A 21,993-nucleotide genomic window follows, 5' to 3' on the forward strand; every position below is an offset into this window, starting at 1 on the left:
GGTTATCCCTCCTTTAACACATTCAGTTCCGAAATATCCTCACTCTGAGGGCCCTGCATGGAGCAGCCCTTTTCCTTGGCAAACTCGATGTAATCAATAATTTCCTGGGTAATGACCTCGCCCGGGGCCAGAATGGGAATTCCCGGCGGATAGCACATAACAAACTCACTGCAGATACGTCCGGCAGTCTGACGCAAAGGCAGGCTCTCCTTCTCGGAGTAAAAAGCCTGCTGGGGGGTGGCTGCCACATTGGGCGTGATGTATTCCGCCGTGAACATATCACTCTTGGGCTTGGCATACAAGCGACGGATATCTGCCAGTGCCCCCACCAGACGTTCAATATCCTGAATGCGGTCACCGATGGAGATGTATGCCAGCATGTTGGAAAGGTCACCAAACTCCACCTGAATGTCATATTCATCCCGCAGCAGGTCGTAAACCTCAATGCCGGTCAGGCCGATGCCTCGGGTGTTGACCGCCAGTTTGGTCACATCAAAATCGTAGATGCTGCCGCCGTTGATAAGCTCTGACCCATAGGCGTAATAGCCGCCGATCTCGTTGATCTCCCGGCGGGCATATTCCGCCATATCCTCCACCTTGGCAAAGCTTTCGGCTCCGCGCATGGCCAGATTCCGGCGGCTGATATCCAGACTGGACATCAGCAGGTAGGAAGCGCTGGTCGTCTGGGTCAGGTTGATAATATTACCCACATACCCGGCATTGACCCCCGGCCCGCACAGCAGCATGGAACTTTGGGTCAGACTGCCACCGGATTTATGCATGGATACAGCAGCCATATCGGCTCCTGCCGCCATACCGCTGATGGGCAGTGCCGGCCCGAAATACAGATGGGTCCCATGCGCCTCATCCACCAGAGCCAGCATGCCATGCTCATGGGCCAGCTTGACCAGAGAGCGCAGGTCCGAGCAGATGCCATAATAAGTAGGGTTATTGATCAGAATAGCCTTGGCATCTGGGTTTGCCTCAATGGCTGCGCGCACGTCGCCTACTTCCATTCCCAAGGGAATGCCCAGCTGCTTGTCCACCTTCGGGTCAATGTACACCGGCACGGCGCCGCAGAGTACCAGGGCGTTGATGGCGCTTTTGTGCACATTGCGGGGCAGGATGATCTTGTCCCCAGGCTTGCAGGCGGTGAGAATCATGCTCTGCACACTGCTGGTGGTACCTCCCACCATCAGGAAGGCATGGGCAGCGCCGAAGGCATCGGCGGCCAGTTCTTCTGCCTCCTTGATGACAGAAACCGGATGGCACAGGTTATCCAGCGGTTTCATGGAGTTGACATCGATGCCGACGCAGCGCTCCCCCAGCAGTTCTACCAGTTCCGGATTTCCCCGGCCCCGTTTGTGCCCCGGCACATCAAAGGGGACCACCCGCTGACGGCGAAATTTTTCCAGCGCCTCATAAATAGGCGCTTTTTTTTGACGTTCCCGGTCCAAGACCATCCCTCTTTCCTGTTCTTCTTTGCGGCCGGCAAACAAAAAGGCAGTGTGCCGGTCTGGGCACACTGCCTGTGAAAAACAACGCAAACTCATGACTGCCCCATAGACAGGGAACAGGCATAGGGATGTTGTCTGATCCGTACTTAGAGTTTTCCAGCAAATAGGTCTGGCTGCTCTGCTACTCTTATTGACGTTTCACAAGTGGTGTGCATCCGCACGGGGTTATTCAAAGTGACCAACTTATAAAATTTCCGGGCATACGGCCCGTTCAATAATGTTGTGATGCCTTTACATCACACGCGGCAGCGGCCAGCCCTGTCCGATGAGCTTTAGACGCGATGGTATGCGTCCGGCCAAATCTATTTGCATGGTGGTAGCAAAGCACCACTCACACTGCCATTATTTTATCATGGATTTTTTGCTTGTCAAGCAATTGACATTTATTTTGTCTGACCGGTTTTTCCGAACAGATATTTCCGTGCCACCCAGGATGCTGCACGGTACGGCCAGGGGCGCAGTTCCTTGTCCGCCTGTTTGAGAAGACTGCGGATCGGCAGATGCTGGGGGCAGTGCTGCTCACAGGCTCCGCACTCCACGCACTGGGTAGCAAACGCTGGTTCCAGACGCAGGGAAACCACCTGCCAATATTCCCGTCGCCCGGTCCAGGCGTTTTCGGTATACATGGAATTATAGCAGCGGAAGGTGCCCGGTATGTCCACTCCCTTGGGGCATGGCATGCAATAGTCGCAGCCGGTGCAGGGGGCCTTGACCTTTGCCTCAATATCTGCTTTGACAGCCCGCAGCACTTCCGCTTCATGGTCGGTAAAAGCGCCGGCCTTTACCTCGGAAGCAATGCGGCAATTTTCGTCCAGCATTTCCAGGCTGTTCATGCCGGAAAGGACGCAGGTCACCTCCGGCTGATCCCAAAGCCAGCGCAGGGCCCATTCAGCCGCAGACCAGCCATTTTTATCGTTAGCGAACCGGCTGCAAGCCTTTTCCGGAAGCAGATTCACCAGCTTGCCGCCACGGAGCGGTTCCATGATAATGACCGGTAATCCCCTGGCAGCCGCTGCCTGCAGACCTGCCCGACCAGCCTGACTGTTTTCATCCAGATAGTTGTACTGGATCTGGCAGAAATCCCAGTCATACACATCCAGCAGCTTCAAGAACATGGCCGTGTTGCCATGAAAAGAAAAGCCTACCTGTCCGATCTGCCCCAGGCGCCGCTTTTCACCCAGCCATTCCTTGACTCCGGCTTTTTCCAGCTTGTGCCAGCTTTCCACGTCAGTGAGCATGTGCATCAGGTAATAGTCGATGTGATCGGTTTTTAGGCGGCGAAGCTGTTCGGAAAAATAGCGTTCCAGGTCCGCTCCGCTGCGGACCAGATACTGGGGCAGCTTGCTGGCTATGCGGATTTTGTCCCGGCAATGGTTGCGGGCCAGGATTTCTCCCAAAGCCGCTTCACTGCCCGGATAGATATAGGCAGTGTCAAAATAATTGACACCTTGTTCAATGGCATGGAGAATCTCTTTTTCGGCCTTGTCCAGGTCGATAGAAGTTCCCTTTTTGGTAAAACGCATGCAACCATAGCCCAGAATAGAAACGGGATGTCCGGCCTTGTCCTTTCGATATTGCATAACGGCTCAAGTTCTCCTGTATAACATACGATGATCAGCTTGTTTTGTCACTGCGCCAATTTCTGCAGCAGGTCAGAAAGAAGTTTGAAATCAATGGGTTTGGAAATATGCGCATTCATACCGGCTTCGGTGGTCTTGGCAATGTCTTCGGCAAATGCGTTGGCCGTTACCGCAATAATGGGCACTTTGGCGGCATCCGCGCGCTGCATGGCACGGATTTTCCGGCAGGCAGTGCATCCGTCCATTTCCGGCATCTGCATGTCCATCAGGATGGCATCCACGCTTCCCTCTTTTTCCTGAGAGAAGCGCTCCACGGCCTCCCGGCCGTTCCAGGCCTGCAGCACATCCACTCCCATCATGGAAAGAAATTCACTGGTAATTTCCATGTTCAGCTCATTATCCTCGGCCACGATCATACGTTTGCCTTCCATGGTAAACGGCTCCACCTCATCCAGGGACGGCTGTTCCGGCACAGGTTCCTCCACGATCTGCAGTGGCAGAGAAACCACAAAGCGAGACCCTTCTCCCAGCTTGCTCTGCACCGTGATTTCTCCGCTCATCTGCTGTACAAGCCCCTTTACGATGGGCATACCCAGCCCTGTTCCGGTAGCTTTGGTAGGAGCAAATACGGTTTCCCGTGCAAAGGGCTCGAAAATGTGTTCCAGAAAGCTTTCCGACATTCCCACCCCGGTATCTTCTACAATGATCTGGTACTGTCCTCGGCTTTCCCGTCGGGCAGCCTGACGCAGTTCCAGTCGGACACGGTCTCCTGGGCGGCTATATTTGAATGCATTGGAAAGAAGATTATTCAGTATCTGGTTCAGACGGAACGCGTCAGCATTTACCATACGGTCCTGCACATCCACCAGCACCTCATAGCGGCGGTCCTCCTGCTGCGCCTGCTCCCGGAAAAGCCCTGCTGTCTCGTTGACGCACTGCACCAGATCCATAGGCTGGCAATTCAGGGTACTCTGGCCGCCCTGTTCCAGTCGGGCCATATCCAGAATATCATTGACAAGAGCTGTCAGCTGACGGCTGGACGTGTCAATCTTGTCCAGATATTCCTGCACCTTTGCCGGATCCTGGGCATGCTGCCTTGCCAGTTTGGTCATGCCGGAAATCGCATTCAGGGGTGTGCGCATGTCATGAGACATGTTGGAGAAAAACATTGTCTTTTTGCTGGCGGCTCGCTTGGCATTTTCCAGAGCCTGTTCCAGCAATTCGTGCTGACGCAGTTCTTTTTTCTTCTTCACGTCAATCTCACGGAAGCACATGATGACTTCGTTCAGACCAAGTCCCTTGTTATACACGATCTTGATCGAAACCCACTTGCGGCCTTGCAAAAAGCGGCGCTGATAGTCTCCCCCATACTCATAGATATGAGAGTGAATCAGTTTTCGGATATTTTCCAGTGTAAAGTTTTTCTTGAACTCCTCATAGGTGTTGTCTTCCACCACAAGAGACAGTGTGTGCAGCAAATGTTCGTATTTGCCGCTTTGCCCCAATGGATCTGCCAGATCGGGGGCGGATTTGATGGTTGCATAAGTCCCCGTCTCAAAATTGATGCGGTAGATGGCGTAATAGGTATCACCCAATATCTGCAATGTATCGGAGATATATTTCACCCTCCGCTTTTCAGCGTATTCCCGCAGAATGGAAACGATGACTGCCACCAGAAAAATCAGAAAGATGCCGGACAGCAGATACATGGAAGTGCTGTTATTTGTACTATACAAAATCTGCCGCAAGGAAAAGGTCACGATGGAAGTCCAGCCGTTGCTCATCTCATAATAGTAGATTCTCTGCTGTTCACCGTCCAGCCCGCGAATAGAGGCAGTGTGGCTTTCAAACGACCTATCACGCACACCTTCCAACAGTTTCTGGGCATACTGCTGCACGGCCTCATCTTCCAGACTGTACCCGCCGGTAAGATAAATCAGGGTCCCGCTATTATCAAACAGATAGTAGGCGCTCCCCTCCGGCAATTCTATTTTGTTCTTCAGGGTGTGAAAATTATCCATCAGGATATCAAAGGCAAGAACGTTTCCCTCACCGTGCAGTTTCACCGACAAGGTCACCAGCCGTTTGCCGGTGATTGCATCCACATATACATCCGTAAAAACGATTTTGCCATCGGCGGCCAGTGCGTTTGTGTACCATTCCTTTTGGGTATAGTCGTAATCTTCGTTGCCCTCCCAGGGATTGGCAGCCACAATTTTACCATCCACAACAGCATATGGGTCGATGATGTCCGCACCAAGTACCTGGGACATGTATTGTGTATATTCGTCCAATCCCTGCTGCATGGATTGTGCCGGATCATCATTATCAATGGATGTATCCGTATACAGCGAACACATAGTCAGGAACATTTCATAGATGGAGATCCGTGTCTCTTCTTCGCTGGAATAACTTTGTGCCAGGTTGTTGCCCATTTCATTGGCATTATACAGAAGCTTATCCCGCACCAGATAGATTCCCAGTGACATAACTGCAAAAAATGCCACAATCAAGGCAATATTCAGCCACAGGGTTCTGTCATGATTCTTGATTCCCTGCATTTCCATTTTATATCCTTCTCCCCGTACGGATACATTGATTGACCTGCAATCTTGTCAGTGTCTCTTTCAGCAATTCCAGACAATCCTGACCGGACGCTTTTCCTCCGGAACGGAGCAGGCAGAAAGAGAGCGGTAGGCATGTTCCAGTTCCGCAGCTGCCATCTCTTCGTATTCTTCTCCGCTGCGATCCAGTCCGCCGCTTGCATAGGCCACCGCAGCTGCTCCGTAGAACAGAAATCCCAATGCGTTGGACGGGGTCTGCATAGTGGCGCAAGCCACTGCAACCGCCCGTGCCGCGGCTTGCTCGGCGGCACCGGTACAGCATCGTGCCATATCAGCGGCCAACCGTATATGACTCTTGCAGTGTGACACAGGCTGTTTCTGTTCCACAGCGTCCTGGCATTGGGAAACAATCTCCCACAGTCCTGGACAGGTCTCCTGGCAAATCGGAAGGTACCGTTCCCGCGCATATCCGATAGCCCATCTGGCCAGCGTGGTCTTACTTTGTGTTTCTATGAGCCGCATAAGACTGCGGCATGTCTCAGATTGAATGTCTCCCAGGGTCTTTCGCAACTTCGGCATGGCGGATTTCCACCTTTCTGCATCTGCATACTTACGGTTCTTATTGTATAGGAGGCTATTCCAGGATGCAAGCAAATTTATCGTACAAAGCCAGAAACGCCCCTTACTGTGCATACAATTTGTCCGGTCCCAAAAGCGATCTGTCATCTTACAAGAATTCCCCGGACTGCTTTGCCAGCCATCCGGGGAATTTGTATACCATGGTTACGATTCAGCCTTTTTGGTCTTGCTGCGTGGCACAGCCGCCGCCTGCTGCAGCTGTCTGGCTCTCTCCAGCACCGGCTTGAGGTACTGTCCGGTGAAAGACGCCGGATTTTCGGCGACTTCTTCCGGTGTGCCGGTGGCAACCACCAGTCCGCCGCCGCTGCCGCCTTCAGGCCCCAGGTCGATAATATAATCGGCCCGTTTGATCACGTCCAGGTTGTGTTCGATCACGATAACCGTATTGCCGGCATCCACCAGTTTGTCCAGAACCTTGACCAGACGATGCACGTCAGCCACATGCAGACCGGTGGTTGGTTCATCCAGAATATACACCGTCTGCCCGGTATCCCGACGGGCCAGCTCGTTGGCCAGCTTGACACGCTGAGCCTCACCGCCGGACAGGGTCGTGGCTGCCTGCCCCAATTCAATATATCCAAGGCCGACCTCCTGCAGAGTCTGGAGCTTGCGGGCAATCTTGGGCTGGTTGGCAAAGAAGACGCAGGCCTCCTCCACCGTCATGTTCAACACATCCGAAATGTTTTTGTCCCGGTAATGCACTTCCAAGGTCTCACGGTTGTAGCGCTTGCCTTTACACACATCACAAGGCACATAAATATCCGGCAGGAAATGCATTTCGATTTGCAGGATACCGCCGCCCTCACAGGCTTCGCAGCGCCCGCCCTTGACATTGAAGCTGAAGCGTCCGGGTCCATAGCCACGAGCTTTGGCGTCCTGGGTATTGGCAAACAAGGTGCGGATATCGCTGAAGACCCCCGTATAGGTAGCTGGGTTGGAACGGGGCGTACGTCCGATAGGAGACTGGTCGATGCCGATGACCTTATCCACCCATTCCATTCCCTGCACCTCATCACACTGGCCGGGACGGCTGCGGGCACCGTTCATGGCGGCAGCCAGGGTTTTGTACAGAATCTCATTGACCAGGGTGGATTTGCCGGAACCGGACACACCTGTCACGCAGACCATCTTGCCCAAGGGGAAATCCACCGTAATATTCTGCAGATTATTTTCCCGGGCCTTTACCACGCGCAAAAACTTGCCATTGCCAGGGCGGCGGTTTTCCGGGACCTCCACAAATTTGCGTCCGGACAGGTACTGCCCTGTAATGCTCCGTTTGGCCTTGCACACGTCTGCCACACTGCCGGCGGCCACGATCTCACCGCCATGCACACCTGCTCCAGGGCCCACATCCACCAGGAAGTCTGCCTGCCGCATGGTATCCTCATCGTGCTCTACCACGATCAGGGTGTTCCCCAGATCCCGAAGCCGCTTCATGGTAGCGATCAGCTTATCGTTGTCCCGTTGATGCAGACCGATACTGGGTTCGTCCAGCACATAAAGCACCCCGGTCAGTGCGCTGCCAATCTGTGTGGCCAGACGGATGCGCTGACTTTCACCGCCGGACAGGGATGCCGCGCCGCGAGACAGGGTCAGATATCCCAGTCCCACACTGTTGAGGAATCCCAACCGCTCCCGTACTTCCTTGAAAATGGGCGCGCCGATCATCTCGTCCCGCTCTGAGACCTTAGCGTTCTGGATGAATTCCAGTTCCTGCTGCACGCTCATATCGCAGAAATCCGCAATATTGATGCCGCCTACCGTGACAGCCAGACTGGCCGGCTTCAGACGCCGGCCATGGCAGGTGGGGCACTCCTCACTGGACATGACCAGTGCAATCTCTTCTTTGACCCACTCGCTGCTGGTTTCCCGGAACCGCCGTTCCAGATTGGGAACAATACCTTCGAATTCATTATAATAGGTCCCGGAGCCGAACATGTTTTCACGCTGCAGTTCGATTTTTTCTCCATTGGTACCATACAGAATGGCATGGACAGCTTCCTCGCTCATGTCCCTGACCGGCGTGTCCAGCGTGAAGCCATATCTCTTGCCCAGGGCTTTGTAGTACATTTCAGACACAGAACCTTCGGCATAATACCAGCCGCTGGCCTTGATGGCGCTTTCCCGGATGGACTTGCGCTTGTCCGGAATAATGCGGGCAGGATCCACTTTCATGAAAGTGCCCAGGCCGGTGCAGGTTTCGCAGGCGCCGAACGGATTGTTGAAGCTGAACATGCGCGGGTTCAGTTCCTCGATGGAAAAGCCGTGCTCCGGACAGGCATAGTTCTGGCTGAAAGTCATCGGCTCTCCACCGATCACATCCACCGTAACAAGGCCCCCTGTCAGGGCCAGGGCAGACTCGATGGAATCGGCCAGACGGCTGCGGACGGAATCATTGATGGACAAGCGGTCGACTACGATTTCCACCGTGTGCTTGATATTCTTTTCCAGCTTGATCTCTTCCTCGAGATCATACATATTGCCGTCGATGCGTACCCGTGCATAGCCGGCACGGCGGGCAGCATCCAGTTCCTTGGCCTGGGTGCCCTTACGGCCGCGCACCACCGGGGCCAGAATCTGAAACCGCGTGCGATCCGGCAGTTTCAGCACCTCATCCACCATCTCATCCACGCTCTGCTGGGAAATGACGCGCCCACAGATGGGACAGTGCGGGATGCCGATGCGGGCATACATCAGGCGCAAATAGTCGTAAATTTCCGTGACGGTGCCCACTGTAGAGCGGGGATTGTGGCTGGTGGTCTTCTGGTCAATGGAGATTGCCGGGGAAAGACCGGTAATCTCGTCCACATCCGGCTTTTCCATCTGACCCAAAAACTGGCGGGCATAGCTGGACAAGCTCTCCATATACCGACGCTGACCATCGGCATAAATCGTATCAAAAGCCAGACTGGATTTGCCGGACCCAGACAGCCCCGTCATAACAATCAGCTTGTTGCGCGGCAGTGTCAGGTTCACATTTTTCAGATTGTGCTCCCGCGCCCCCTTGATAACAATGCGCTGGTTGGCATCAATCTCAATTTTTTTTGAAGGACTCAACGTTTATTTCCTCCTGCCTTTTCGGGCTTTGCCCGCCGTGCGGCGCGGGCTCTCCTCTTTGTTGGTGGGGTCTTCCCCGCGCTGCAGCCGCTCAATCTCATCCCGCAGGAAAGCAGCGTGCTCGAACTGCAGCAGACGGGCCGCCTCCTTCATCTCCTTGGTCAAGCGGGCAATGGTCTGTTCCCGCTCGGCACGGCTCATGCGGTTGCGGCGCATCTTTTTGTTTTCTTCCGACATACTGATCTCCAGGCCGCCGCCAATGGCTTTGACAATGGTTCTGGGAGTAATGCCGTGTTCCTTATTATAGGCGTCCTGAATGGTGCGGCGACGTTCAGTCTCGGTGATAGCCCGCTCCATGCTGGGTGTCACCTCGTCGGCATACATCAGGACCACGCCATTGGCATTGCGGGCAGCACGACCGATGGTCTGGATCAAACTGGTCTCACTGCGCAGGAATCCTTCCTTATCCGCATCCAGAATGGCGATGAGGGATACTTCCGGCAGGTCCAGACCTTCACGCAGCAGGTTGATGCCTACGATCACATCGATTGCACCGGTACGCAGATCCTTGATGATTTCCATGCGTTCAAAGGTATCCACCTCGTGGTGCATATATTTGGTCTTGACGCCATGCTCTTCCAGGAAGTCGGTCAGGTCTTCCGCCATTTTCACAGTCAGAGTGGTGACAAGCGCACGTTCGCCGCGGTCGATGCGCAGACGAATTTCTCCAAGAAGGTCTTCAATCTGCCCCTCCACCGGTCGCACACTGATCAGCGGATCCAGCAGACCGGTGGGCCGGATCACCTGTTCTGCCACGCGAGAGGAATGGTCCCTCTCATAAGCGCCGGGGGTTGCACTTACAAAAATAGTCTGCCCTATTTTGGATTCAAATTCTTCAAATTTCAGCGGGCGGTTATCAAAAGCCGAAGGCAGGCGGAAGCCATATTCCACCAGGGTCTTTTTGCGGCTGTAGTCACCGCCGAACATGCCCCGCACCTGAGGCAGCATAACATGGCTTTCGTCCACCATCAGCAAAAAGTCCTTGGGGAAGTAGTCCAGCAAGGTGGTGGGAGTGGAACCGGGTGCACGGCCGGACAGCACTGCCGAGTAGTTCTCGATACCCTTGCACATGCCAACTTCCTGCAGCATTTCCATGTCATATTTGGTGCGCTGGGCAATACGCTGAGCCTCAATGAGTTTTCCCTGCTCCGTGAAGAATTTGACCTGCTGCTCCATCTCCTCGTTGATTTTCACGAGGCCTTCCTTCATCTTTTCCGGCCCGACGATGTAGTGACTGGCCGGGAAGATGGCCACATGGCGTATGATGTTGCGGCGTTCCCCGGTCAAGGGGTCAAACTCGCTGATACGATCGATCTCATCTCCGAAGAACTCCACCCGGATGGCAAACTCATCGTTGTAGGCCAGATGAATATCCACAATGTCTCCCCGCACACGGAATTTGTTGCGTATGAAGTTCATATCGTTGCGCTCATACTGCAGCTTGACCAGACGGCGGCAGAGTTCATCCCGCTCCATCTGCATCCCGGGGCGCAGACTGATGACCATGCTGCGGTAATCGATAGGGTCGCCCAACGAGTAGATGCAGGAAACGCTGGCCACAATGATCACATTGCGCTGTTCCGACAGTGCAGCAGTAGCCGAATGCCGCAAACGGTCAATTTCATCATTGATGGCGCTATCCTTTTCAATGTAGGTGTCCGTGGAAGGAATATACGCTTCCGGCTGATAGTAATCGTAGTAGGAGACAAAATACTCCACCGCATCATCCGGGAAGAAACTGCGCATCTCGGTACAGATCTGGGATGCCAGGGTCTTGTTGGGCTCCAGAATCAGGGTCGGACGGTTACACCGGGCAATGATGTTGGCCATGGTGAAGGTCTTGCCGGAACCGGTCACGCCCAAAAGCGTCTGCCCCTTGTCCCCTGCTTCAATTCCTCTGACCAGTGCTTCTATAGCCTGCGGCTGGTCACCCGTAGGTGAAAACGGCGCTTTCAGATGAAACACGCCTTGCAGTTCTGCATTTGCCTCTTGACTCACGTCCCGTCCCCCTTTGTCTTTTGCATCCTCTGACGCTTTCGTTGTTACAACAATTGGTTGTATCTCGTTTGATTATAGCATGCTTTTCCCCGGGCGTAAAGTGTTTTTTGCAAAAACGAAAGCAACTTTACTCTGACGGATTCTGCGCCAGATATTCCGCGATAACCTGCAGGAATTTCTTCCCATACCGATGTGCGCGAGCCTCTCCCACACCGGAAATCCGCATGAGATTCCCTGTGGTTCTCGGGCACTTGGAAGCCATTTCAGCCAGCGACGCGTTGGACAGGATAATATAAGCCGGCACATGCTGTTTCTGGGCCAATTCACTGCGCACCGCCCGCAGCCGCTCATACAGATCAAGAGAAAGATTGGTTGGGGCAGACACCTTCGCCTTGGCCGGGATTTTCACTTTTTCCTTGGTACGGCGTTCCGTCATAGTCACCGCTTTTCCCTGGAACAGCACCTCTCTGGCGCTCGCAGCCAGACGCACCACCGGATATTCCCCTTGGGTATTGACAAGATATCCCTGCTCTTCCAACGCATCAAGATACAGACGCATACGGGCCGGCGGCGTATCCCGCATAATCCCATAGGTGGGCAATTCATTCAATCCACGTTTCAGGGTGTTTTTGTCCTGGCTACCCCGCAGCATCTGGACCAGTGCCACCACCCCAAGCCCTCCTGGCCAACGCTTTTCAATGCGTGCCACACCGGACAGAATCTTCTGTGCTTCAGTGGTGATGTCAGTCTGAACAAAGTCTCCCTGACAGTTGCCGCAGTTGCCGCAGCCGCCCGTCTGCTGCTGGCCAAAATATTCCAGCAGAAAACCGCGCAGACAGCGGGTGGTCTTGCAGTAAGCCACCATCCTGTCCAGACGCTGCAGATCCAGTTTTTCAATTTGTCGGGCCTGTTCCTCATTCAGTTCTTCATTATCGTGACTGTTCTGAATGAGGAATCGGGCAGTCTGCACATCCCCAAGAGCATACAGAAGAATACATTCAGCAGCGCTTCCATCGCGTCCGGCCCGACCAGCTTCCTGGTAGTAATTTTCGATATTTTTCGGCATGTTATAGTGGATGACAAACCCCACGTTGGATTTGTCGATTCCCATGCCAAAAGCATTGGTCGCAACCATGACACGGCATCGGTCATAGACAAAATCTTCCTGATTCTTTCGCCGTTCTTCCGCTTCCAGGCCGGCATGGTAGCGTGTTGCGGAAATTCTGGCTTTTCGCAATTGTGTGCATACCAGCTCCACCGTTTTACGGGTTGAGCAGTAGATAATTCCGCTTTTGCCCGGGTGGTCCTTGATATAGTCTTCCACAAACTGATCTTTGTCACGCGGACGTTCTACCGCAAAATACAGATTGGGACGGTCAAAGCCGGTGGTAACGCAAACAGGATCGCGCAATTCCAGCAGTCTGGCAATATCCTGCTTTACCTGACCCGTTGCAGTGGCGGTAAATGCCCCCACTGGCGGTCGGGGTGCAAGCCTTTCAAGAAAGCCGGCAATGCGCAGATAACTGGGGCGGAAATCCTGCCCCCACTGGGATACGCAGTGGGCTTCATCCACAGCCACCAGGGAAATCCTCACGCTGCTGATCAAAGAAAGAAAACCATCTGTTTCCAGCCGTTCGGGTGCCACATACAGCAGTTTGTACTGTCCGAAGCGTGCCCCCTGTACAATATCCCAATATTCCTTTTCGTCCATACCGGAGTGGATGCATGCAGCCTCGATTCCACTCTGCCGCAGAGCGGCCACCTGATCCTGCATCAGAGAGATAAGCGGCGCGATCACCAGCGTCAGCCCAGGCAAAAGCATGGCCGGCACCTGGTAGCATGCGGATTTGCCAGCGCCGGTAGGCATCACGCCCAACACGTCCTGTCCGGCCAGAATAGCCTCTATCAGCGTTTCCTGGCCTGGGCGGAACGTATCGTGTCCGAAATATTTTTGTAGCACATCATATTGGTTCATTGAACGTTCCTTTCTGCCGCGGACGAAAGCTGTGAACTTTTTACAAAATTTTTCTACAGCCAGGGCAAATCATTTTACTTTTTGTGAAAAGGTTGCTATAATAGAGATACGGTAACCGCCAGTGGACAAATGTCCCGCTGACAGCTGCCAAGACCGGGTACCGCGTATACACGGTGCCAAATAAGGAGGTTGTCCTATGAAAGTCACATGTACCGGTCGTCGCGTATCGCTGAAGCCCAGCTTCATTGAACTGGCAGAGAAGAAGCTGGCCAAGCTCGACAAATTCTTCCCCGAAGAAGCGCAGGCACAGGTTACGGTAACCGTGGAGAAAAGCCGCCAGACCGTAGAACTGACGCTGCGCAGCGGCACGCTGACCATGCGCGCCGAGAAGGCCTCTGACCGGATGGAGGACGCCCTGAGTGATGCCGTAGATCTTCTGGTGCGCCGTGTGGTCAAGTACCGCAAGCGCCTGGGCGACAAACTGACCGCAGCCGCGGCACAGGAGACGCCCGTCAACGAACCGGAAGAGCCGCTGACCGTTGTGCGTGAAAAGCACTTTGCCGTCAAGCCCTGCACCACCGAAGAAGCCATCATGCAAATGGAACTTCTGGGGCACAGTTTCTTCCTGTACCGCAGCGCTGATTCCGGCGAGGTCCAGGTCGTTTATCGCCGCGCGGACGGTGGTTACGGTGTGCTGATTCCCGAAGCCTGATGAACCCAATATGGCGCCGCCCTCTTTCGGGGGCGGCGCCTTTTTCGTCTTTTCTACTCTTTTTCGCCATCTTCTGTTTCCGGTTGTGTCCCGGGCTCGCTGGCCAAGGCCGCCTGCGCTGTCAAAGCAGGCGATGCCTGAAACTGTTTCATCATACTGGCCGCATCTGTGGGTGCCACAATGATATGGTCCACCAGATGAATTCCCAGCGGCTGCAACGCTTCCGCCGCCAGACGTGTGGCGTATACATCTGCATTGGAAGGTACTGCCAGTCCGGAGGGATGATTGTGTGCCAAAAAGGCACAGGTACATCCGCTGGCCACTGCCTCCCGTGCCATTTTCCGGGTGTTGATACTGACATGATTGGGCACGCCTTCGGATACCCGGATGTCCCGCAAGGGCATGTACTGGTCATTCATGGCAATCAGGTAGCAGATTTCGTTATGTTCGCCGTAAAACAGCGGCCGCACATATTCAATACGAGCGGCTTCCTTGTTCAGTGGGTGCAGCTTTCCTCGGCGCTGCTGCAACAGATAATACTGGTCAAATTTACGGATACTGGCAATCAGTCGGGCACTGGCGGGACCGATCCCCTCCACTTTCAGCAGTTCTTCCTCGCTGGCATCCAACACGTTGCAGAAACTTCCGAACTGCTGAATCAGTCGATGCGCCAGCGCATTGGTATCCTTGCGCGGAATGGAAAAGAACAGAAGATATTCCAGCACCTCATGGGCCGCCAGGTTGGAAAGGCCTTCCCGACGGACCCGTTCCTGCATACGGGAACGATGATCAGCATGGATTGGTTTTTCCTTTTTCTCCTGCGCCATAGAGGATGCACATCCTTTACGTTTGACTTTTTCTATTATATACTATAAATATTGTTTTGCAAAGTAGAGGTATAAGGATGAAAAGGTTTACGGCAGGAGAAAACGAAAACGGCGTGCGTCTGAGTCGCTTTGTGGAGGCAGTCACTTCCGGTATGCCACGCGGCATGATGTATAAAAGTTTTCGGAACAAACGGATCAAGGTCAATGGAAAGCGCGGCGAACCGGATACCCGCCTTCAAACCGGGGATATTATTGAGCTGTACATCAATGATGAATTTTTCCCTGCCGTTCCGGTGACAAGTATAAAAAAGCCGCCGCGTCGCCAGCCTGCCGTTACCGTGGTATACGAGGATGAGGATATCGCTGTACTCTACAAGCCTGCCCATCTCCTGTGCCACAGTGATCGGACAGGAGATCCCAACCTGGTGGATGCCTTCACGGCCCGCCTTATTGAGGAAGGCAAATACGACCCCAAGGCAGAAAACCGGTTTGCGCCCGCCTTGTGCAATCGGCTGGACCGCGGTACCGAGGGACTTGTTATCGCGGCCAAAAGCTATGCCGCTTTGCGGGATATGAACGAGATCATCCGGGAAGATTGGCTGAAAAAGGAGTACCTGACCATCACCATCGGAACTCCGCCTGCCGGAAGACATGTTGCTTGGCTGCAGCACAGCGAAAAAGGCAATAAGGTAAAAGTGCACGCCCACGAATCGGCAGGATACAAACAGATCATCACCGATGTGACGCCCATTCGCCGCAATGGTCCCTTTACTCTTTGCCGCATCGGTCTACTGACCGGAAGGACCCACCAGATCCGCGCCCATCTGGCATTCCTTGGGCACCCTGTTCTGGGAGACATCAAGTACGGAAACCGTACCGTCAACGAGCGTACTGGCTTTAAGACGCAGGCTCTGTGTGCACAGCGGCTGACCTTCGGCCGCATTCCTGAGTCCAACAGTCTGCACCATCTTTCGGGGCAGGTCATCAAACTGAATGATCCTGCCATTGTTCACCAATTTGACGCGCTTGACCAAGACTGAGCGATCACATAACAAAGCAGGTCGGGAAATTTTATCCCGACCTGCTTTTTCGTACAGGGATTTATACCGCCAGCCTGTATCCGATGCGGAAAACCGTCTCGATACGGGCTTCCTGCCCCATTTTGCGGCGCAAGTGCTGGATATGTACATCGAGGGTGCGGGTACTGACCCCCGCCGGGTACCCTACAACAGCCAACAGCTGACCGCGCGGCACCGCTTTGCCGCGGTTGTCACACAGCGTGTTCCAAAGAGCTTGTTCACTGGGCGTCAGTTTGTTCTGCTTTTCCAAAGGCATCCTTATCCCTCCTCTTCTCCGAACTGCAGGTACCGCTGCGGGTCCCACCCACAGGTTTCGGCCATGCGTTCCACCAAGGTCCGGCCGCTTGCCTGCAACTCTTCCATCAAAAAATCATCCGCAATGCGCCCCTGATGCAGCACGATGGCACGATCCAGAAAATGTTCCACATCATCCAGATAATGGGTTGTGATCAGAATGGTTTCCTCTCCGTGCAGAACGGCACTCATCAGCTTGATAAAATCCTTGCGGGTAAATACATCCTTGCCCAGAAAGGGTTCATCCATCAAATAGTAATCGGCCCGCTTGGCAAATCCGGCTGCCAGTTCCACACGTGCCTTCTGACCCGTGGAAAGCCGTGCAATGCGCACATCAGCAGGCAGGCGAAAGAACTCCAGAAAGTCACGATAGCGTTTGGGGTCAAAGGCAGAATGCAGATCTTCCAGAAAAGCGCCATACTCCCCCACTGTCAGGTTGGGGTAATAGCTGCCTTCTCCGGTAATATAACTGATCCGCTCATATTGTTTGGCAGCCGGTTTTCCATCAAACAAAGCAATCCCGGATTTTGGCGGTAAAAGACCGGCCATGGCACGCAGCAAAGTGGTCTTTCCAGCTCCGTTATCGCCGAGGATTCCCACCACCTGTCCGTCGGGGACCGTAAAGCTGGTAGGCAGCAGACCCACACGGGTACGGCCACGGCGCCAGGTTTTTTCCAGATTTTTTACATCAATCATTGGTTGTCCCTCCCTGTGCTTCCTGTGGAAAAACCGTATAATAATCCCGGTTCAGCGACAGCAGCTCTCCAGCCAAACCATAAAACATGAAACTCGGATTTCTGACATAGCTTCCCCAAACCTTTGCCGCACCGGTATCCAGCAGCCCGCTGTATACCACGTCCTTTTCATTCAGATCATACACATTCAGCCGATAGCCGATCGGATAAGATAGGGAATCCACTTGTTGAAAAGCGCGGTCAACCTGGATCTGGTTTTCTTCTCGCCCCACAAAGAGAAGATACCTTCCGTCATCACTGCGCTGGATCACAGTCGCCCCCGGCAGCAGACTGCCGTCATTGAGCAGATTTCCCGGCAAGTCAATCCATTCCAGCTTGCCGCTCTGATCTAATTGAAGAGATACAATCCGATAATCTGTTCCCTGATGCAGTCCCAACACAAAACAGCTCTGATCTGCCTGTTGCGTATTGACCTGTGTGCAGGAATACTCCGTTCCCACATCCTGAAAAATGAGTTCCTGCTGCAGGCAACTGGCATTTTCATCCACCAAATCAAACCGGATGTTTCCGTCTGTGTCCTGATATAAGACTCCCAAATATTGATCCAGAGTTACGCATTTCAGAATCTCTTCAAGATTTTGCGGCACATAGAAGAGCTCTACACTCCCATATTCCGTAGATTTGTTCAGTACATCGACTGAAATGTCACCGTACTGGACCTTGCCGTCTGTGGGTAGTGTCTGAACCTCCTCTTCGGAGAGGCTTTCCGTCACACGCCAGATACCCGGCTGGTAAAGGATTGAGTCCTTGTTCAGCCCGATCATCCAGGAATCTCCCCAGCGCACATACAGATTGCTTGTCCATTGAGGGTATGCCTGTCGTCCATAGTCCCCGAAAACATCCCAGTCCATCCCACTCCATGCAGCAGGGTAAGACATCACTTCCACCGGCTCGTCTGTCTGGTAATCTGCAATATGCAGTCGAAGCGATGTGTTGTCCGGCAGCGTGATCAGCCGCATGACCCAGAGACTCTGTGCCGAGGATGTGGCAGTATTGCCGCTGTAGGAGGCCTTTTGGTTCACAGCATCCCGTTCTTCGGGTGCAATCGTGATGATATTAAGGTCATCGAAGTCATCCGGCAGGCTAGCGTTTTCCGGCAACCGGACTTGTTCCGGGAACACTTGACCGGAGAGCTGTCCATTTTCCAGCACAACAAAGGTAATCGCGTTTTCTGCCTGGAACCGGGAATAGGCCGAAAGCTGAAAGGGCTGCAGCGCCTGATGATCCCCGTATTCATCGATAAGGCGGGTCTGCATCTTCTGCAGCCCGACCATCCGCACTGCTGTCCCCATGCCGAGCACCAATGCCGATACGATAGCAAGAACTGCCAGTCCCCGTGCGGGGCTTTGCTTTTTGGTGTGCATCATTTCGGTCCCCCACTTCACAGTTTTTCTGCCCGGTACAGAGCCCACAAGGCACTGCCCAGGTTCTGGAGTACCGGCAAAGCAGCTGCTCCAAGAATCAGAAGCAACAGTAAATTCACGCCAGACTCCCACGCTTTGTTGGTCTCGATATAATAGCGCAGATATAAGCTTCCCGCACCAACACCTGCCGTGCCCATCGCCAAGAACATAGCAGCCGCGCGTCGGAAGCCACGGCAGCAGGCAATACAAGCGGACTGTATCGAGAGCAGCAGCATAAAACCAATCACCCATATCCAGCTGCCGCCTCTGACAGGCAAAAGCATCTGAAAAAGAGGATTTGCGTTTATTTCCTCAAACAGGCTTCCCGCAGGCAGAGTCCCTGAAACCAGTCCGACTGCCACTCTGCCGCTGAGCGCCGTTACCGGAAAATAGAACACCGTATACAGTACGACCTGCCATGCTGTAAAAATAATCTGCAACAACAAAGAGAGAAGAATCTGGGCGGCCGGAAACAGCAACCGGGAAAATGGCATTGTGTGCAGGGTATACATCATATGGGACCGCCCACCGCTGCGGGTGGCAGAAGCCGCCGTAAGCAAAACCAGATATAGCGTGACAAAGAAAAGCGGTAGTTGGCCGCAGCCCATAAACAAATCTGCCATCTGCATCCCAAGAGTCTCCTTCCGGGCGGCAGACAACAACAAAAGCGCCATCTGCTGTGCACCGTACACGCCGCACAGCAGCATAAACGGACGCCTTACAAGATGCCAGTGCCAACTTACCAGCCTGCCGAGTCTTTTCATGCCATTCCCTCCCCTGCCTGTTCCCAGGCCGCAGTCACACTGAAGAGCTGTATTGTCCGCTCAGCGCCGTAAAGCTTGCTGAACCACAGTTCTTGTTTCCATCGCTGTGCAATGCCAAAATCCAAATATGCGGAAAGCATCGGCTGCGCGTTCTCCTTTCCCGAATAGACTTGCACATTCCATCCGGTCACTGCCGATATGCTGCAGTCAATTTCCTGGGCAAGAGAATCTGCTCCGGTATAATGCCGGATCACAGATTCCGGAACCGTTCCTGCCAGCCTTTCGGTCTTTTCGGACACCACCATGAGGCGGGAACCATCCGTACTGAAACCGGCCGTAATCGGGAGCGAATCCTTTGTCAGAGGCAGGCAGGATTGTTGTTCAATGGAGTTCTGGTCCATGCGCAAAACGATAAGCTGACCGCCGCCTTCCTGATTCTTTATCGCAAAGACAATCTCATCCATTCGCAAGGACGGCAGAACCGTAGCACTTTGTCCAGCTGTCAAAGATATGTCCAGAGGAAGCTTGGCAACAGATTTCCATTCCCCATCCAGCAGATACAGAATCAGATTTCCTTCTTCGCTTCTCGTGAGAATCCATCGTCCGTTTTCAAGGCGGGCATTTTTCCAGCTGTCACACAGGACCAGCGTTTCGCCGTCTTCCAGCGTGCAAACCTCTTCCACCGTGCCGTACGCCTGGTTCAGAGAGGAAACCGGCATTCCCTGTACGTCCACTTCCGGTACCAGCTTTTCGATCTCTTCTGGGAAGCAGAATTTCCGGACCATATATATGCCGCCGTCTTCTCCGTTACCGGGGCTGACGTATAAGCTGACCGGTTCTTCTGCATCCAAAATGGTCACGTCCCGAATATCATATCCGGCGTTTGCCACTTCTGCGGCATTCAGCATATAAGGATGTGAATCCCCCGCTTTGCTTTTGTCGTAGACTTCAGCGGTTACGGTGACTGCCTCCGGCAATGTGGTCTGTCCAAGACTGAACCGAACAGAACGGTTTGACCCATCCGTAACCATGAGGGTATACACCTGATTCAATGTATCTACCTGCGCTGTATACTGCATTCCTTCATAAGGCGTGTGCAGGAAAAACGCTCCATAAGAACCGCTGATATGACCGCCCTCTGCCCGCTCGTCTACAGCAGCCATCACATCATCCGGTACACACAGCTGGTATTGATCCAGCAGCGGAAGAGGGTCGTAAGAACTCGTCCGGAAAAGAGGCTTTTCAGAGAGAACGCCGTCGGCAAGAGTGAAAGCCAAGGCGGAGGCTGTGCTCTGCTTCCAAAGTCCATGCACAGTAAAGCCATCCAGCAAGGACTTGTCTCCGCTCTCAATATGAAGTGCAACAGCATCTTTTGGGTAAGCTGCACGCAGAAATCCCTGACCGGCCAAAAGTACCAGCATGCCTGCCGCCAGGACTCCAAGACAGGCTTTGTAAGGGCGGTCTGCTTTTTTACTTTTCATGACTGTCCTCCCCTTACTCTGCCAACTCGGCCCGGTGCACAGACCACAATCCCCATGCGACCAACACCGTTGCGATTGCTGCTACGATCAGCGCTGACACCGCCATTGCTCTGCTATGCTGCAGTGATTGGACGATTTGCTCCCACCCGATATTCCAAACCAAAGCCTGAAACATCAAAACGGTCAAAATAGCCTGATCCGCCAGCGCGGCAAGCTCGGCTGCCGTCCGCTTCCATCCGCTGTGAACCAGAGCCGATGGAAGCAGAAGGGACGGGACCAAAAGCATGATTGCGGTAAAAAGCATTCCAATCCAATCTGTTGGAATCATCACCCGCATAAGGCTGCAATCCGCCAGTGCCCACCAAAGTTGCCCCTTTGCGGTTACATCAAATTGAAAGCATCCGGCGCAGACGCTGTCCTGCAAAGCTGTGGTTGGCCCCCACATCACCGTCAGCAAAACAATCTGTAATGCCATACCGGTCACGAACCACAAAAGAACAGACAAAGCACGGCCTGCTATCAGCGCCCAGCGAGGCATTGGCAGAGTCAACGCCGTACAGGATGCGTGTGTATGCCGTGCAGCTATTTCCTGCGGTATTTGTGCACACAACGGCAGAGCCAGATACACTGCCGCCACTACCCACAAAACGCCGGCGGACTCCACAAGATCCCCATATCCCAGGTGTGACTGATTGGGGGATGCTGCCGCCGTAAAAAGCAAAATACACTCCACAGCTGCCCCCAGCCCCAAAAGAAAGGAGACCGGTCCGCGGCCCATGGACCAGTTCCAAGCCGCATATTGTAACAGCCTTTTCATACATACCTCCTATGTACTATATTGCTAATACACATTGACAATAAAAAAATCACTGTTTATTCTTCGCCCCACAATTCACTAATCAGAGCTATCACCTTGCGGTAGGACAGATGGTTATCCTTGGCGTCTGTCACGAATTGCTGCACCAGGCCTCGGCTGAGTTCATCTTCGATCCAACTGCGCAGTTCCGGTGTAAGGTGAACTGTGCTCAGATTGTTGCCTTGGGTCTGCACATACCCCTCCTCAGTCATAAGGCGGTATGCCTTCTGGGCTGTATTGGGATTGATCCCGGTTTGTGCCGCCAATTCCCGCCGACTGGGCATGGGCTCTCCATCCTCCACGGCCCCCAGCATGATCTGACGCTTCAGATGTTCCGCAATTTGTTGGTACACGGGTGACCGATCATGAAACCGCAATCCCTGAAAGCTGACCAATCGCGCTCCCCCCCTTTGCCTTGTTTCTCATCTTTGT

17 protein-coding genes are annotated in these 21,993 nt (G+C 53.6%); 2 read left to right on the forward strand and 15 right to left on the reverse strand.

Annotated features, from left to right (window positions below):
• Window positions 1-2: 2 nt before the first annotated feature.
• The 7 genes from AC127K_RS00105 to recQ form a co-directional block, all read right to left on the reverse strand.
• Window positions 3-1,457 (reverse strand): aminotransferase class I/II-fold pyridoxal phosphate-dependent enzyme, encoded by a 1,455-nt coding sequence (locus AC127K_RS00105; RefSeq protein WP_483721126.1) that lies wholly within the window; start codon window positions 1,455-1,457, stop codon window positions 3-5.
• 443 nt (window positions 1,458-1,900) lie between these two features.
• Window positions 1,901-3,097: an aldo/keto reductase gene (locus tag AC127K_RS00110; RefSeq protein ID WP_483721127.1), complete on the reverse strand. Its 1,197-nt coding sequence runs from the start codon at window positions 3,095-3,097 to the stop codon at window positions 1,901-1,903.
• A 47-nt stretch (window positions 3,098-3,144) separates the two neighbouring features.
• The gene (locus AC127K_RS00115; RefSeq protein WP_483721128.1) at window positions 3,145-5,664 is read right to left on the reverse strand and encodes a hybrid sensor histidine kinase/response regulator; all 2,520 of its coding nucleotides are present in this window, start codon (window positions 5,662-5,664) and stop codon (window positions 3,145-3,147) included.
• 60 nt (window positions 5,665-5,724) lie between these two features.
• Window positions 5,725-6,387 carry a putative immunity protein gene (locus tag AC127K_RS00120; protein ID WP_483721129.1) on the reverse strand — a complete coding sequence of 221 codons (663 nt, stop codon included), beginning with the start codon at window positions 6,385-6,387 and terminating at the stop codon, window positions 5,725-5,727.
• A 57-nt stretch (window positions 6,388-6,444) separates the two neighbouring features.
• The gene (uvrA, locus tag AC127K_RS00125; RefSeq protein WP_483721130.1) at window positions 6,445-9,357 is read right to left on the reverse strand and encodes an excinuclease ABC subunit UvrA; all 2,913 of its coding nucleotides are present in this window, start codon (window positions 9,355-9,357) and stop codon (window positions 6,445-6,447) included.
• Window positions 9,358-9,360: 3 nt separating this feature from the next.
• Window positions 9,361-11,415 (reverse strand): excinuclease ABC subunit UvrB, encoded by a 2,055-nt coding sequence (gene uvrB, locus AC127K_RS00130; protein ID WP_483721131.1) that lies wholly within the window; start codon window positions 11,413-11,415, stop codon window positions 9,361-9,363.
• A 127-nt stretch (window positions 11,416-11,542) separates the two neighbouring features.
• Window positions 11,543-13,390: a DNA helicase RecQ gene (gene recQ / locus AC127K_RS00135; protein ID WP_483721132.1), complete on the reverse strand. Its 1,848-nt coding sequence runs from the start codon at window positions 13,388-13,390 to the stop codon at window positions 11,543-11,545.
• Between the two features lie 196 nt (window positions 13,391-13,586).
• Here recQ and hpf point away from each other — a divergent pair, with 196 nt between their 5' ends.
• Complete coding sequence (gene hpf / locus AC127K_RS00140; RefSeq protein WP_294540155.1) at window positions 13,587-14,102, forward strand: ribosome hibernation-promoting factor, HPF/YfiA family; 516 nt, start codon at window positions 13,587-13,589, stop codon at window positions 14,100-14,102.
• A 53-nt stretch (window positions 14,103-14,155) separates the two neighbouring features.
• Here the strand turns inward: hpf and AC127K_RS00145 are convergent, their stop codons facing one another.
• The gene (locus AC127K_RS00145; RefSeq protein WP_483721133.1) at window positions 14,156-14,929 is read right to left on the reverse strand and encodes a JAB domain-containing protein; all 774 of its coding nucleotides are present in this window, start codon (window positions 14,927-14,929) and stop codon (window positions 14,156-14,158) included.
• Between the two features lie 77 nt (window positions 14,930-15,006).
• On the opposite strand from AC127K_RS00145, the gene AC127K_RS00150 reads away from it, so the two are divergent.
• Window positions 15,007-15,969, forward strand: a complete 963-nt coding sequence (locus AC127K_RS00150) for an RluA family pseudouridine synthase (RefSeq protein ID WP_483721134.1) — start codon at window positions 15,007-15,009, stop codon at window positions 15,967-15,969.
• 61 nt (window positions 15,970-16,030) lie between these two features.
• Here AC127K_RS00150 and AC127K_RS00155 read toward each other — a convergent pair whose 3' ends face one another.
• Genes AC127K_RS00155 through AC127K_RS00185 form a run of 7 tightly spaced genes read right to left on the reverse strand, consistent with a single transcriptional unit; the run spans window position 16,031 to window position 21,956 of the window.
• Window positions 16,031-16,264, reverse strand: coding sequence for a winged helix-turn-helix domain-containing protein (locus AC127K_RS00155; RefSeq protein ID WP_294540161.1), 234 nt, complete (start codon window positions 16,262-16,264; stop codon window positions 16,031-16,033).
• Between the two features lie 2 nt (window positions 16,265-16,266).
• Complete coding sequence (locus AC127K_RS00160; protein WP_483721135.1) at window positions 16,267-16,998, reverse strand: ABC transporter ATP-binding protein; 732 nt, start codon at window positions 16,996-16,998, stop codon at window positions 16,267-16,269.
• Entirely contained in the window at window positions 16,991-18,424 is a 1,434-nt protein-coding gene (locus tag AC127K_RS00165) for a hypothetical protein (protein WP_483721136.1), read from the reverse strand. Before AC127K_RS00165 ends, AC127K_RS00160 begins: the two co-directional genes overlap by 8 nt.
• 14 nt (window positions 18,425-18,438) lie before the next feature.
• Window positions 18,439-19,224 (reverse strand): hypothetical protein, encoded by a 786-nt coding sequence (locus AC127K_RS00170; RefSeq protein ID WP_483721137.1) that lies wholly within the window; start codon window positions 19,222-19,224, stop codon window positions 18,439-18,441.
• Window positions 19,221-20,705, reverse strand: coding sequence for a hypothetical protein (locus AC127K_RS00175; protein ID WP_483721138.1), 1,485 nt, complete (start codon window positions 20,703-20,705; stop codon window positions 19,221-19,223). The genes AC127K_RS00170 and AC127K_RS00175 overlap by 4 nt, the downstream gene beginning before the upstream one ends.
• A 13-nt stretch (window positions 20,706-20,718) precedes the next feature.
• Window positions 20,719-21,522 (reverse strand): hypothetical protein, encoded by an 804-nt coding sequence (locus AC127K_RS00180; protein ID WP_483721139.1) that lies wholly within the window; start codon window positions 21,520-21,522, stop codon window positions 20,719-20,721.
• Between the two features lie 56 nt (window positions 21,523-21,578).
• Window positions 21,579-21,956, reverse strand: a complete 378-nt coding sequence (locus AC127K_RS00185) for a GntR family transcriptional regulator (RefSeq protein ID WP_483721140.1) — start codon at window positions 21,954-21,956, stop codon at window positions 21,579-21,581.
• Between the last annotated feature and the right edge of the window lie 37 nt (window positions 21,957-21,993).

The organism is Subdoligranulum sp. DSM 23681, from assembly GCF_057005535.1.